The organism is Candidatus Nanopelagicales bacterium (assembly GCA_018003655.1).
GTDB lineage: Bacteria > Actinomycetota > Actinomycetes > S36-B12 > UBA10799 > JAGNDY01.
The window spans coordinates 1-13,338 of record JAGNDY010000059.1; the positions used below are offsets into that span (position 1 = coordinate 1).

Consider the following 13,338-nt stretch of genomic DNA (forward strand, 5'->3'; position numbering starts at 1 on the left):
GCACACATGTGGTTCGGCAACTTGGTGACGATGCACTGGTGGGACGACCTGTGGCTCAACGAGTCGTTCGCTGAGTGGGCATCCCACTTTGCCAACGTCAAGGCGACCAGATTCACCGAGGCCTGGACGACCTTCCTCAACCAGCGCAAGGCGTGGGCGTACCGCCAAGACCAGTTGCCCTCGACCCACCCGATCGCCGCCGACATGGTTGACCTCGACGCAGTCCGGGTCAACTTCGACGGCATCACCTACGCGAAGGGCGCGGCAGCTCTGCGCCAACTTGTCGCGTGGGTCGGCGAGGACGAGTTCGTTGAGGGTCTGCGTCGCTATTTCAACAAGCACGCGTGGGGCAACACTCGGCTCTCCGACCTCCTCACCGCATTGACCGAGTCGTCGGGCCGGGAGTTGGATTCATGGTCTGCGCAATGGCTCCAGACCTCTGGCGTCAACCTGCTGAAGCCAGAGGTCGAAGTGGATGACGACGGCAATTACGTTCGGGTGATCCTGCGCCAGGAACCACCGAGCTCCCCCGCGGGCGTCGCGCAGACGCTGCGGAACCATCGCGTTGCCCTTGGCCTCTACCAGCGCCAAGACGGGCGACTGACTCGAACTCGGCAGGTCGAGCTGGACCTGGTCGGCGCGGGAGTGAACGTCGAGGAGCTTCGCGGCGAGGCGGGCGCGGACCTGCTGCTGATCAATGATGGCGACCTGACCTTTGCCAAGGTTCGCCTTGACGATTCCAGCATCAGGACCGCGATCGAGGGCATCGGCGAGTTCGACGATTCCCTGGCGCGCGCCTTGGTCTGGGGGGCGACCTGGGACATGACCCGCGATGCCGAGATCGGAACTGCGGATTACCTCAAGCTAGTGCTCGCGGGGCTGCCTCACGAGGGTGACGTCGGAGTCGTTCAGCAAGTCATCCGCCAGCTGAGAACGGCGATCGACGTGTACGCCACCGATGATCACCGACTCCGCTACCAGAGCGAACTCGCCGATGCCCTGCTCATAATGACGAGGCGGGCCGACGCTGGCAGCGACCACCAACTGGCCTTCGCGCGCGGCTTCATCGCAACGGCAAGCAGCGAGGAAGCCCTGAACCTCGTCGCCGGTTTGCACGGGGGTACGGAGCAGATCAGTGGTCTGGAGATTGACACTGAGATGCGTTGGAGTCTGTTGCAGCGTCTGGTCATCATGGGTCGCGCAGGCCGTGCGCAGATCGCGACTGAGCTCGCCAGGGACAACACAGCAACCGGCCAACGGCACGTCGCGTTCCTCGAGGCCGCGATCCCGTCACCGGAAGCCAAAGCCGCCGCCTGGCACGCGGCGCTGCACGATGCCGAGCTTCCCAACCATCTGCTCGCGGCAACCATCGGTGGCATCATGGTCAGCGAGCAACGCGAACTCCTACGTCCCCATGTTGCGGAGTACTTCGACTCGATCCCGGCAACGTGGGCTGATCGCACGCCCGAGATGGCACAGCAGATCGTCGCGGGCCTCTACCCGATGTTGTTGGTAGACCCCCAGATTGCCGCGAGGTCGCAAAGATTCCTGGCCGAGAACGCCCTGCTGGCCGCCGGTGCTCGCCGACTGGTGGGCGAAGGCCTCGACGGACTTGAGCGAGCGATGCGCTGCCAGGAGCGCGACGGCCTCGGCGGTTAGGGCCTGCTACTCGGGCAGGTCGGAGTGGAGCACTTCCTGGCTTTCTGACGTGCGCGCATGTTCTGCGAGCACGATGATTCCGTCGCGAAGGCCCGCGGCGATGTCGCCGATGGTGAACCGCGAGGACATGGTCAGGCAGGCAAGTCGGCAGGCCTGGTCGTCCAGATAGTCCTTGACGCCAACGCCGGTGACGATCTCGATGAGGCGCCCACCTGGATCAACGGCGACGAGCACACTGCGAGCCGGGTCACGGAACTGCTGGTGAAGAGTTGTCGCCGTTTGGCGACCATTCGCCAGCGCCCCGACGTAGCAGGAAAACTCAAAGCCGGTGGAGGACCGGGCGCGGTACAGCGCCTTCTCCAGCGAGGCCACTTGACCGTTACTGAAAGGCGCGTCGGTGAGTTCACCATCTAGCACTGGCTCCACCTTCCTCCGCAACCGCAGCAGGCTGAGCCTCGCTCGTAAGCCCGCGGGGGTTCGTTGTCAACGCCTTGCTGATGTCACCACTGGCAGCCGCGTTGATGACCAGTGGGTCGTGGTTCCATGCTTCCCCGGGTCGGTACCGACCAGCGCGAGTCCAGCCGGGCGCCATCACCCCGAGGACCGCTATGAGCACCACCAGAGCGGGAATCCCGCCGAGAATCAGAATGGCTTGCAGCGTAGACATCTGTTGCTCCCACTCTCACCGAGGACGACAGTCCAAACGTAGCGGCGCGCGGGCCGCGGTGCCTGCCGATAGACGCTAGACCGGCCCACGCCGATGCCCGCCGACCGCCCCCACGATTGCGCGGAGTCGATCCAAAGACGGCAGCTCGTCGATGAGGACAACCTCGCCATCTGGGCCACACAGCGGCATCTGCCAGTTCGGGTACTCCTTGTCTGTTCCCGGCTGATTCTGGATTCGTCGATCGCCGACCAGATCCGTCAACGTCACCGCGAGCAATTTCGCTGGCGACCAGGTCATCAGTCGGTGCAGTGCGACCACCACCTCATCCTCGCTGGCCTGTGGTCGCAGCAACCCCGCGTCCTCCATCATCGTGCGCCAGGCGCTGAGCTCCCCTTCGAATGCGGCCTGCTCGTCTTCCAACGACCTGGTGAGCAAGTTGAGTTCGTGTCGCAGCCTCACGTGCGCTCCGGCCAAGAACCCCAGGGTCGGGGGCAGATCGTGCACGGTGACTGTGGCCATCGCGTTAGCGCGCCACTTCGCGGGAGGGATGGGAACCCCCTTCTTTCGTTCGAACCACAGGATGGTCGTACCGAGGATTCCGCGTTCGGCGAGGAACCCTCGAACCCACGGTTGCACCGTTCCCAAGTCCTCACCGACAACGAGCGCCCCCGCGCGAGCCGCCTCGAGGACCAGGATGTCGACCATCGCGTGGTGGTCATAGCGGACATAGGTACCCGCCGAGGATGGCATCCCCTTCGGTATCCACCAGAGCCGGAAGAGGCCGAGCACGTGGTCGATGCGCAAACCCCCGGAGTGGCGCAACAGAGTTCGCAGCATGTCGCGATAGCTGCGGTAGCCAGTCGCGGCGAGTTGGTCGGGTCGTCGGGGTGGTTGCGACCAGTCTTGGCCCACCTGGTTGAAGTTGTCCGGCGGAGCGCCCACCGTCACTGCCCGCGCCATCCCGAGCGGATCGGACCAAGTGTCCGACCCGAAGCGATGCACCCCCACGGCTAGGTCGTGCATGATGCCGATCGGCATACCCGCGTCTTTGGCACCGTGTTGAACGGCAGCCATCTGCTCATCGAGTTGCCACTGCAACCAGCGGTGGAAGGCCACCCGTTTGCTCAACCGTTGCGCCTCGCGCGAGACGGCTGCGGAGGCAATCTGTTGAAGTTCCGCCGGCCACCGATCCCACCGTGGACCATGCACCTCGGCCAGGGCACACCACGTGGCAAAGTCGGTCAGACCCTGGCCCTCGTCGCGCACATACGCGTCAAAACCCGCTTGCCGCCCCGGACTGAGCGGCACGCCGAAAACCAACTCCAACGCTCGGCGCTTACCCGCCCACGTGGCATCGCGGTCGAGCAGGTTGGCGTCGTTGTCAGCGGCTAGCAGCGGTGCCGCGATGACATCGATCTCCTGACGGGCGGCTTCGCCTAGGTAGGCAAACTCAGGTATGGCCTCGACGCGAAGATAGATCGGATTGGCGAATCGGCGGGTGATCGGCAGGTAGGGGGACGCCTCCATCGGCGGGGTGGGAGCGGCTGAGTGAAGCGGATTCACCAACGTGAAAGCTGAGCCCAGTTCCCGACCGAACCACGAACTGAGCTCACCGAGATCGGCAAGGTCGCCAACACCCCACGAACGGCTGGATCGCGCTGAGTAGAGCTGGGCAGCCACACCCCAGCCACGGTGTTCTACCAAGCTGGGATCCATCGTCAGCCGTTCGGGTGTGACGATCAGTTCACACTCGTGCTGGCGCTCGTCGGTCACCGCGACCAGCCGGTGATATCCCATCGGTAGATCGCGCGGAAGTAGGACGACGATCTCGGTGACGGCAACTCCATCGATCGACCCCAGCTTGGGCTTGTCCTTCGACAGCGCAACGTCGTGCCGGCGTCCGCCACCCTCCAGGTCGACCCACAGCCGAACCGGTTCGTCATTCCGGACGTGTACCCAACTGCGCCACGGCGAGGATTTGTCGGCGGTTTGCCTGACGACCACTGACGGCGGCAGCGTCGACTCCCAACGGGTGATCGCGATTCGAGCCAGCGCCGCGCGACAGCTCGCCCGCGTCGATGCGTCGACACCCATCGCCTGCAACACCGCCCGGATAGTTGGGGCGGATACGAGTTTGGTCTCTTCAGCTTGATCCTGGTAGCTGATTGACACCCCGAAGGCATCGGCCAGGGCCGCTAACTCGTCGTCGGGCTTCTCGAACGAAGGTGATGGGGCAGGGCTACTGCTCACCAGATCGCCGGGTAACGGCCGAGCCAGCTGTGTGCGGCCTCGAGCTGGGCGGCGAGGGAGATGATCGTCTCCTCCTCGAACATCCGACCGACCAACTGGACACCGATTGGCAGTCCGTTTGCGTTCCAGTTCATTGGAACGTTGATGGCTGGCTGACCGGTGACGTTGTAGGCAGCGCAGAACGGGCTGTAACGGACCTGTGCGTCAAAATCAGCAGCTGGGTCGTCGTCGTTCCGAAGCTGCCCGACCAGCGCCGGAATGTCGGCGATCGTCGGTGCCAGAATCGCGTCGAATCCGTTCGTGGCGATCATTGCGGCCCGCGCGCTGATGCGCAACATGGAGATCGAGCCGGCAAGCTGTGGGCCACTGATCTGCCAACCCAACTGGCGCAGGTGTTTTGTCAGTGGCCGCAGCAACTCCTCCTTGTCCGGCGCGACTGGAGTGAGCGTGGCAAGGGTATTCCAGACGGTCGTGAACATCGGCAGGATGGAGTCGTCGAAAGGCGGTGCGACTTCCACCAACTCGTGCCCAAGCTCCTCCAGGGCGCTGGCCGTCCGCGCCACCGCCGTCGCGACATCTGGGTGCAGGGACACGTGACTCAGCGATGGCGTTTCATAGAAACCAATCCGCAGCTTGCCAGGGTCGCGCCTAGCGGCGGCGAGGAAGGTGTCCGAAGGCGCCGGGGCGCCGAACGGATCGCCGGGAAAGCCGCCAGCCATGGCATCTAGCAGAGCTGCTGCGTCAGCGACGGTCCTGGCGATCGGGCCGCTGACGTTGACCTCGCCGATCGGATCGCGTAGCGGACCGTTGCTCACTCGACCGCGAGACGGCTTGATGCCGACGAGGCCGGTCACCGATGACGGGATACGAATGGAACCGCCGCCGTCACTGCCGTGAGCGAACGGTGCCAGCCCCGAAGAAACCGCTGCGGCTGCTCCGCCGGAGGAGCCCGCCGCAGACCGAGTCAGGTCCCACGGAGTCCGGGCAGGTGGGGCGACGTCGGGCTCGGTGTAGCAGGGCAGACCCATCTCGGGAGTGTTGGTCTTGCCCGTAAATACCAATCCGGCTGCGCGCAGTTTGGTCACGACGTTGTCGTCTTCCCACGGCGTGATGTCGATCGCGCTGGAACCGAATCGGGTCGGAATGCCGGAGACGAAGTCGAGGTCCTTGACCGGACACACGACGCCGAGCAGGGGTGGCAGGACATCGTCGGCGGAAGCCGCGCGCACGCGTGCGTCGGCCGCTCGCGCCTGGTCCAGAGCGAGTTCAGGTGTGAGCTCCACGAATGCGCCGACATCGTCGGTCAGTCGCTCGGACCGGTGGATGTAGTGCTCGGCCAATTCGAGCGCTGACGTCGTGCCAGCCCTGATCGCCTTGGCTTGCTCGAGGGCCGTCAGGTCGTGCAACTTGCTCACTTGCCCACCTTCTTAGGCGACGACTGGGCAGGTTGCGCACCGGCCTTGGGAGTCGGTGCCGCCGCTTTCTTCGCCGCCCGCCTGCGGGTGGCGACCAGAACCCCGATCGCCAACCCTGCACCGATCAACGTCATTCCGACCAGCACGAATATCAGCGCGACGTCTGTCTTGAAGAAGATGAAGTCGATCTGCACGATCGTTCGGTTGACGAACACAAACACGACGACGTAGATCGCGACCAATGCCCACGCGACCGGTTTGATGTACGAGGTCCACGGGGCTTTGGGGGTCATGGGGGTGCCCGGCTTCACCCCTGGTGTGACAGCACCGGCCGGAGTGGGTTGCGGGGAACCGGCCGCCCCCCCCGAAGCAGGAGGCTGCGACCCAGCTGCCGGCTGGCCCGGGGGCGTGGGCGGTGTCGAAGGTGTGGCCGGAACCGGTTGGCCAACAGGTTGCGACCCCGGTTCGGGTTGACCTGGAACTGCACTCATCGTGTCCTCCTCGACTGGTGTGTTCCTAGCATGCCCACTTAGCGACCCGCATGCCTTCTGTGACACCTACTTCAGCTCGGTCAGGCGCCTGCGCGGGCCCGCTGATCACTAAGCTCTGGCTATGCATCCAACGGCCAGCATCCACCAGCCGTACCCGCTCGCGCAACGGCTTGACCTGGTCGAGGTGATCCATGGGTGTGACGTCGCTGATCCTTACCGGTGGCTCGAGGACCGCGATGATCCACAGACGCAGGAGTGGTTGGCTGCAGAAGCAGCTTTGTTCTCCGCCGAGCGCGAGGGTTGGCACACGATTGACCACTGGCGACGACGGCTGCAAGCGCTGCTCGGTTCCGGCACGATCAGCCCGCCGGTCTGGCGGGGACTCTGGCGATTCCAACTGAGGCGCGAGCCCGGCCAGGAGCATGCGGTACTGCAGGCAACCGACGCCGACGGCGGGACCCGAATCCTCGTCGATCCAATCGCGCTCGATCCGACTGGCCTGACGACGCTGGACTCCTGGCAGCCCTCCAAGGAAGGTGACCGGCTCGCCTATCAGCTCTCTGTTGGCGGTACCGAAGAGTCAGAAGTTCACGTCATCGACGTCGCGACCGGCGAATCGCTGGAAGGACCGATTGATCGAGCCCGATATTCCCCTATCGGTTGGCTGGTGGGTGGCGAGGCGTACTACTACGTTCGCCGACTAGCACCCGATGTGTTGCCGCCCGGCGAGGAGCAGTTCCACCGCCGAGTGTGGCTACACCGGGTAGGCAGCCAGCCGGACCAGGATGTGCTCATCTTTGGCGATGGCCGGAAGAAGACCGAGTACTTCGGAGCTGGCGTCAGCCGCGACGGTCGATGGCTGTCCATCAGTGCAAGCGAGGGAACGGCACCGCGCAACGACCTCTGGGTCGCAGATCTAACCGCAAGCGATCCAGCCACTCCGAACCTGGTTCCTGTCCAGGTAGGTGTCGATGCGCAGACAGGGTTGCGATTCGGCCGCGATGGTCGGGTCTACGTCTTCACCGACCGCGATGCGCCACGCGGGCGACTGGCCGTCACCATTCCCGAACTGTGGGAGCCGGACGACTGGGTGGACCTTATCGCCGAAGATCCGGAGGCCGTACTGGAGAGCTTTGCCATTCTGGATGGGCCTGAGCTCGATCGGGCGGTAATCCTGGCCAGTTGGACCCGCCACGCAATCAGCGAGATCACCGTGCACGATCTCGCGTCCGGCTCGCGTGTCGACACGATCGAACTGCCGGGCGTTGGCACGGTCGGTGGGATCGGCGAACGGCCGGACGGCGGACACGAGGCGTGGTTCACCTACACCGATAACGCAACGATTCCACGGGTGATGCACTACGACGCGCGCACCGGCGAGTTGACGGTCTCGGACTATCCGCCGGGCTTCGTCCAGGTGCCGCGAATCAGCTCGACCGTGGAGGTGTACCGCAGCCCGGACGGCACCGAAGTGCGGATGTTATTGCTGGCTCCAACCGACGCACGAACCGAGGATGGCAAGCCGACCGCGACTCGTCCGACGATTCTCTACGGCTACGGGGGCTTCGGGGTACCAATGGCGCCGAGTTACTCGCCGTCGGTGCTGGCCTGGGTGGAAGCCGGCGGAGTCTACGCGATCGCTTGCATTCGTGGCGGTAGTGAGGAGGGCGAGCAATGGCACCGCGACGGCATGCTCGCCAACAAGCAGAACGTGTACGACGACTTCATCGCTGCGGCGCAGTGGCTGATCGACGGGGAGTGGACGACACCGGAGCAACTAGCCATCAGCGGGGGCTCAAACGGTGGCCTGCTGGTCGGAGCCGTGATGACCCAGCGGCCAGATCTATTCGCCGGCGTGCACTGTTCGGCTCCGCTGCTCGACATGATCCGGTACGAGGGATCGGGCCTAGGTGAGACCTGGAACGTCGAGTACGGCAGCGCGGCAAACCCGCAGGAATTCCAATGGTTGGCCGCGTACTCGCCCTACCACCATGTTCGCGAGGGCGTCGCTTACCCGGCGACCCTATTCACCGCGTTTGACCAAGACACCCGCGTGGATCCAATGCACGCCCGCAAGATGTGCGCCGCCCTACAACACAGCACCGTCGGCAGCAACCCGATTCTGCTGCGGACCGAATCGGATGTCGGTCACGGCGCTCGATCGATCTCGCGTAGCGTGGACCTCTCGGCCGATGTGCTCGCGTTTCACGCGTCGGTAACCGGTTTGGACCAGGAGATCAGCGAGTGAACCTACTTACTTCGACCCTCGGGTGGACGTCTGACCAGCTCGTCGAAACGTTCGTCGGCCTGCCGCTGAAGATCATGATCATCGTTGTGGTCTGCGTCGCCTCGTGGGTCGTCGTCACCCAGGTCATCGCACGAGTGACCAAGAAGCTGGTCTCCAAGGCCGAAACGAATCGCGAGGTGGTCGCACGGCGTTCCGAACACACCAGCGACTTGTCCCAGGTCCTGATGTCGCAGCGTCGCCGGGCACGCGCTGAGGCGATCGCCTCGTTGCTGAGGTCAACGACGACGGCGTTCATCGGTGCCGTCGGCGTGCTGCTCGTCCTGGCCCAACTCAATATCGACATTACCCCGTTGCTCGCCAGCGCTGGTGTCATCGGTGTCGCACTTGGCTTCGGTGCGCAGAGCCTGGTCAAGGACTACCTGTCCGGCATCTTCCTCATCCTGGAGGACCAATATGGGGTGGGCGACGTGGTCGACCTGGGGCCAGTCGTCGGCACGGTCGAGGACGTGACACTGCGAACGACTCGGGTTCGCGACATGTCTGGCGTGGTTTGGTACGTCCGCAATGGCGAGGTCCTTCGCGTGGCAAACCGATCCCAGGGATGGACGCTGGCCATCGTGGACGTGACCGTCGCCTATAACGATGATCTGGACCAGGTTCGGTCGCTGGTCGAGGCCGTGGCGGACGACATGGATGCCGATCCGCAGTACGACAACAAGTTGCTGGGCAAACCAATCTTTGCCGGCGTCGAGTCAATGGGGTCCGACACTGTGACGGTCCGGGTAACGGCGAAAGCCGCCCCGGAGCAACAGGTGAACGTCACCCGAATTATCCGCGAGCGCCTCAAACTCACGTTCGACCGAGCTGGCATCGGAATGCCATCGGCAGCAACCGGAAGTCCGGCCGAACCCGCGCCACCTCCTGCCAGCACCCCCGGACCCGGTCATCCCCCACCCAAGATCTATGGAACGGGACCACTGAAGCCCTAGCGGGCTGAGAGCCCTGGCCGGTGCGCCGGTGCGGACATCGCCGTCGGGATAGGCTCGAACCATGACGGCGCAGACTCCACCAGGCGACACCGAACAGTCACTCTACGAGCAATTTGGCGGTCACGATTTCTTCGCTGCGCTGGTGGCGGACTTCTACTCGACGGTCGCCATCGACCCCGTTTTGCGACCGTTGTATCCCGAGGAGGATCTAGGTCCGGCGGAGTTGCGACTGAGGATGTTCTTTGAGCAGTACTGGGGCGGGCCGAGCACCTACTCCGAGCAGCGCGGGCATCCTCGCTTGCGCCTGCGCCACGGGCCCTTCGCGATTGACGAGGCCGCCCGAGACCATTGGCTCGCACACATGCGCACGGCTTTGGACAAGCGCGAACTGGACGCCCGCCTCGACGACGAGATGTGGCGTTATCTGGTGATGGCCGCCCACGCGATGGTCAACGTTCACGAGGGTTTGCGCCCGGACAAGCCGGTCGCTGACATCTAGTCGAGGCAGAATTCATTGCCCTCGACGTCCTGCATCACCAGGCACGCCTCGTCTCCATCGCCCGCAGGTAGCAGCCGTAGGCGGCGAGCGCCAGCGCTGGTCGGCTGGCTGCTCGATGAGCAGCAACTAGCCACCGAGCAGGCGCAGCGAGAGTGTCCCCACCTCGTCGGGGGTGAACACTTGCCCAGCGGGCGTCGAGAACCGCGACCAGCCAGGTAGCCGGGCCGCCGCAACCTGCGCGTCCAAGTTCGTGAGAAACCCCAGCGCCTTCGCGGTGTGCAACGCCCGAATAGGGATCCCCTCCCAGCCGGGACGCGACCAGATTCGATCAGCTTCACGTTCGGCGATCTCGGGGTCGGTTTGACTGTTGGGCACGCGGGACTTGAATTGCGCCACGGCCTGATCGACGACCTCGACCACCGTGCGCGCGGCCGACGATCCACTCGCTTCCCAGCCGTCGCTCGGCGGCAGGAGTGCCAGCTCAGCAGGACCAGTGACCGCTTCGGGAATCTGCACGATGCGGTCCTGATCGACCCGAACGGTGACATCGCCGATGATGTCGCGCAGCCGACCCGCCGAGATCGTGCGATCTGCGACCGGAACAGGCGCGTCGAGCTCGCCGGTGACAAGTGGCAGCGCGACGAACGACAGGCATCCGGTCGGAGGTGCCCCAAACACGCCCATTGCGGCTCGGCGTTGCAGTAATCGAACGCAGGCCCGCGCGTCCCACTCCACGAGGACCCGCAAATAGCCAGCCAAGAAGGTGGCCTCCGGGTAGCGCAGATGCAGCGAGGCTGGCCTCCGCGGCTGTGGCGCGACGCCCTGGCTCACCCTCGCGTCAGTTTGCGGTAGGTGGTGCGGTGCGGACGAGCGGCCTCTGGGCCGAGGCGTTCGAGTTTGTTCGCCTCGTAGGACTCAAAGTTGCCCTCAAACCAGAACCACTGGGAGTCCCCCTCGTAAGCCAGGATGTGAGTTGCGACCCGGTCGAGGAACCAGCGATCGTGGGAGGTGATCACTGCGCACCCGGGGAACTCCAACAAGGCGTTCTCGAGGCTGCTCAGCGTCTCGACGTCGAGGTCGTTGGTTGGCTCATCGAGCAGCAGCAAGTTGCCGCCCATCTTCAGCGTCAGCGCGAGGTTGAGGCGGTTGCGTTCGCCACCGGACAAGACCCCGGCAGGCTTCTGTTGATCCGGTCCCTTGAATCCGAACGCACCGACGTACGCGCGGCTGGGCATCTCGACCTTGCCGACTTTCAGGTAGTCGAGTCCGTCGGAGACGACCTCCCACACGTTCTTCTTGGGGTCGATCCCACCGCGGTCCTGATCGACGTAGGAGACCGAGACGGTGTCTCCCACGCGGATGCTGCCGTCGTCCGGCTGCTCCTCACTGATCAACATCTTGAACAGCGTCGTCTTGCCGACACCGTTGGGACCGATGACGCCGACGATTCCGTTGCGTGGCAATGTGAATGACAAGTCGTCCATCAGCAGCTTGTCTCCGAAGCCCTTGGTCAGCTGATCGACCTCGACCACGACGTTGCCCAGCCGGGGGCCGGGCGGGATCTGAATCTCTTCAAAGTCCAGCTTGCTCGCGCGGTCAGCCTCGGCGGCCATCTCGTCATATCGATTGAGTCGTGACTTGCTCTTGGCCTGTCGGGCCTTCGGGTTGGAGCGCACCCATTCAAGTTCGTTGACCAACCGCCTGCGCAACTTGGCATCCTTCTGACCCTCGACTTTGAGGCGGGCGGCCTTGGCCTCCAGGTAGGTTGAGTAGTTGCCTTCGTAGGGGTAGCAGCGACCCCTGTCGAGCTCGAGGATCCACTCGGCGACGTTGTCGAGGAAGTAGCGATCGTGGGTGATGGCGACGATGGTTCCTGGGTATTTCTCCAGGTGCTGCTCAAGCCACAACACGCTCTCGGCGTCAAGGTGGTTGGTGGGCTCATCGAGGAGCAGCAGATCCGGCTGGGAAAGCAGCAGTTTGCAGAGCGCGACCCGGCGACGTTCGCCACCTGACAGCACAGTCACATCAGCGTCTGGCGGTGGGCAACGCAACGCGTCCATCGCCTGTTCGAGTTGGGCATCCAAGTCCCAAGCATTTCGGTGGTCGAGTTGCTCCTGCAGCGTCCCCATCTCCGCGAGGAGCTTGTCGTAGTCCGCGTTCGGGTCTGCGAGTTCCGCGGAAATCTCGTTGAAGCGCGCCATCATCGCCTTCGTTTCGGCGACACCCTCTTCGACGTTGCCCAAGACCGTCTTCTCCGGATCTAGCTCGGGCTCCTGCAACAGGATTCCGACGGAGTAGCCCGGGGAAAGGATCGCGTCGCCGTTGGAGACGTGCTCCAAACCAGCCATGATTTTGATCAGCGTGGACTTACCCGCACCGTTCGGGCCGACCACACCGATCTTTGCGCCGGGCAGGAACGACAAGGTCACGTCGTCGAGGACGACCTTGTCTCCATGCGCTTTACGTGCCTTGCGAAGTGTGTAGATGTATTCGGCCACGGTCACTTAGCCTAATGACGTCCACTGCCCGGCTCCGCGCGCGCCTAGGTTGTGCGTGCTGCTGCGGCCATCCGGGCCGGGCGAACTCCGGCTCGGGGAGCTCCGTTGGCGGCGTTGGCTTCACCAGGTCCGCGGGCGGGTCGGCTGAAACTCGCGACGCCACGCGTGAGGTCATGTCCAACCGAGTTCGCGTGAATCTCCGTCGCCGAACCCCGGCGCCCATCCTTCTCCCACTCACGAACCCGAATGCGCCCAACAACGACAACCGGGTCACCACGTCGCAGGCACGACAGAGCGTTGGCGGCAAGCGCCCGCGCGAGTACCACCGTGAAGTACGACGCCTCTTGCTCAACCCAGCTTCCGCTTGAGCGGTCAAAACGTCGCGGTGCCACGACCATTCGGAACCGTGCCAGTCGATGCGACTGCTCGTTGCGCTGCTCGTAGACAGTGGAAACCACTGTTCCGATAAGGGCGGTGCTCCCTTGATCCATTGCTCCCCCTTGCTGAGTCCGTACCAACCGTCCTGCGCCCGGTGAGTCAATGGTCGCGACCCGAGCACACCCGACGGGCGAGTCCCGGCCGCCTTGTTGACGGGCAGCTGGGCGGGCGCGACATGTGAATA

12 protein-coding genes are annotated in these 13,338 nt (G+C 64.2%); 4 read left to right on the top strand and 8 right to left on the bottom strand.

Annotated features, from left to right (window positions below):
* Nucleotides 1-1,659: ERAP1-like C-terminal domain-containing protein (locus KAZ48_08520; protein ID MBP7972832.1), on the top strand; the 1,659-nt coding region annotated here is incomplete at its 5' end.
* A gap of 6 nt (nt 1,660-1,665) precedes the next feature.
* Here KAZ48_08520 and KAZ48_08525 read toward each other — a convergent pair.
* The 5 genes from KAZ48_08525 to KAZ48_08545 all read right to left on the bottom strand — a co-directional run bounded on the left by KAZ48_08525 (nt 1,666) and on the right by KAZ48_08545 (nt 6,284).
* Nucleotides 1,666-2,076, bottom strand: a complete 411-nt coding sequence (locus KAZ48_08525; GenBank protein ID MBP7972833.1) for a DUF5130 family protein — start codon at nt 2,074-2,076, stop codon at nt 1,666-1,668.
* Nucleotides 2,063-2,326, bottom strand: a complete 264-nt coding sequence (locus tag KAZ48_08530; protein MBP7972834.1) for a hypothetical protein — start codon at nt 2,324-2,326, stop codon at nt 2,063-2,065. The genes KAZ48_08525 and KAZ48_08530 overlap by 14 nt, the downstream gene beginning before the upstream one ends.
* 75 nt (nt 2,327-2,401) lie before the next feature.
* Entirely contained in the window at nt 2,402-4,576 is a 2,175-nt protein-coding gene (gene malQ, locus KAZ48_08535) for a 4-alpha-glucanotransferase (GenBank protein ID MBP7972835.1), read from the bottom strand.
* The gene (locus KAZ48_08540) at nt 4,573-5,991 is read right to left on the bottom strand and encodes an amidase (protein ID MBP7972836.1); all 1,419 of its coding nucleotides are present in this window, start codon (nt 5,989-5,991) and stop codon (nt 4,573-4,575) included. Before KAZ48_08540 ends, malQ begins: the two co-directional genes overlap by 4 nt.
* Complete coding sequence (locus KAZ48_08545) at nt 5,988-6,284, bottom strand: DUF1049 domain-containing protein (protein ID MBP7972837.1); 297 nt, start codon at nt 6,282-6,284, stop codon at nt 5,988-5,990. Before KAZ48_08545 ends, KAZ48_08540 begins: the two co-directional genes overlap by 4 nt.
* Nucleotides 6,285-6,603: 319 nt before the next feature.
* On the opposite strand from KAZ48_08545, the gene KAZ48_08550 reads away from it, so the two are divergent.
* The 3 genes from KAZ48_08550 to KAZ48_08560 all read left to right on the top strand — a co-directional run bounded on the left by KAZ48_08550 (nt 6,604) and on the right by KAZ48_08560 (nt 10,218).
* Nucleotides 6,604-8,730, top strand: a complete 2,127-nt coding sequence (locus tag KAZ48_08550) for a S9 family peptidase (protein MBP7972838.1) — start codon at nt 6,604-6,606, stop codon at nt 8,728-8,730.
* A complete protein-coding gene (locus KAZ48_08555; GenBank protein MBP7972839.1) occupies nt 8,727-9,719 on the top strand; it encodes a mechanosensitive ion channel family protein in 993 nt (330 codons plus the stop codon). Before KAZ48_08550 ends, KAZ48_08555 begins: the two co-directional genes overlap by 4 nt.
* Before the next feature lie 61 nt (nt 9,720-9,780).
* Nucleotides 9,781-10,218, top strand: coding sequence for a globin (locus KAZ48_08560; protein ID MBP7972840.1), 438 nt, complete (start codon nt 9,781-9,783; stop codon nt 10,216-10,218).
* Nucleotides 10,219-10,344: 126 nt separating this feature from the next.
* Here the strand turns inward: KAZ48_08560 and KAZ48_08565 are convergent, their stop codons facing one another.
* From KAZ48_08565 to KAZ48_08575, 3 genes are all read right to left on the bottom strand, one after another.
* A complete protein-coding gene (locus KAZ48_08565) occupies nt 10,345-11,049 on the bottom strand; it encodes a hypothetical protein (protein ID MBP7972841.1) in 705 nt (234 codons plus the stop codon).
* Nucleotides 11,046-12,716 (bottom strand): energy-dependent translational throttle protein EttA, encoded by a 1,671-nt coding sequence (ettA, locus tag KAZ48_08570; GenBank protein MBP7972842.1) that lies wholly within the window; start codon nt 12,714-12,716, stop codon nt 11,046-11,048. The genes KAZ48_08565 and ettA overlap by 4 nt, the downstream gene beginning before the upstream one ends.
* A 44-nt stretch (nt 12,717-12,760) precedes the next feature.
* On the bottom strand, nt 12,761-13,338 hold a 578-nt coding region (locus tag KAZ48_08575), incomplete at its 5' end, for a single-stranded DNA-binding protein (protein ID MBP7972843.1).

What these genes read in the sequence shown, in the direction of transcription:
- KAZ48_08530 (MBP7972834.1), bottom strand. Translation starts at nt 2,326, where the DNA reads ATGTCTACGCTGCAAGCCATTCTGATTCTCGGCGGGATTCCCGCTCTG.
- KAZ48_08545 (MBP7972837.1), bottom strand. Translation starts at nt 6,284, where the DNA reads ATGACCCCCAAAGCCCCGTGGACCTCGTACATCAAACCGGTCGCGTGG.
- KAZ48_08550 (MBP7972838.1), top strand. Translation starts at nt 6,604, where the DNA reads ATGCATCCAACGGCCAGCATCCACCAGCCGTACCCGCTCGCGCAACGG.
- KAZ48_08560 (MBP7972840.1), top strand. Translation starts at nt 9,781, where the DNA reads ATGACGGCGCAGACTCCACCAGGCGACACCGAACAGTCACTCTACGAG.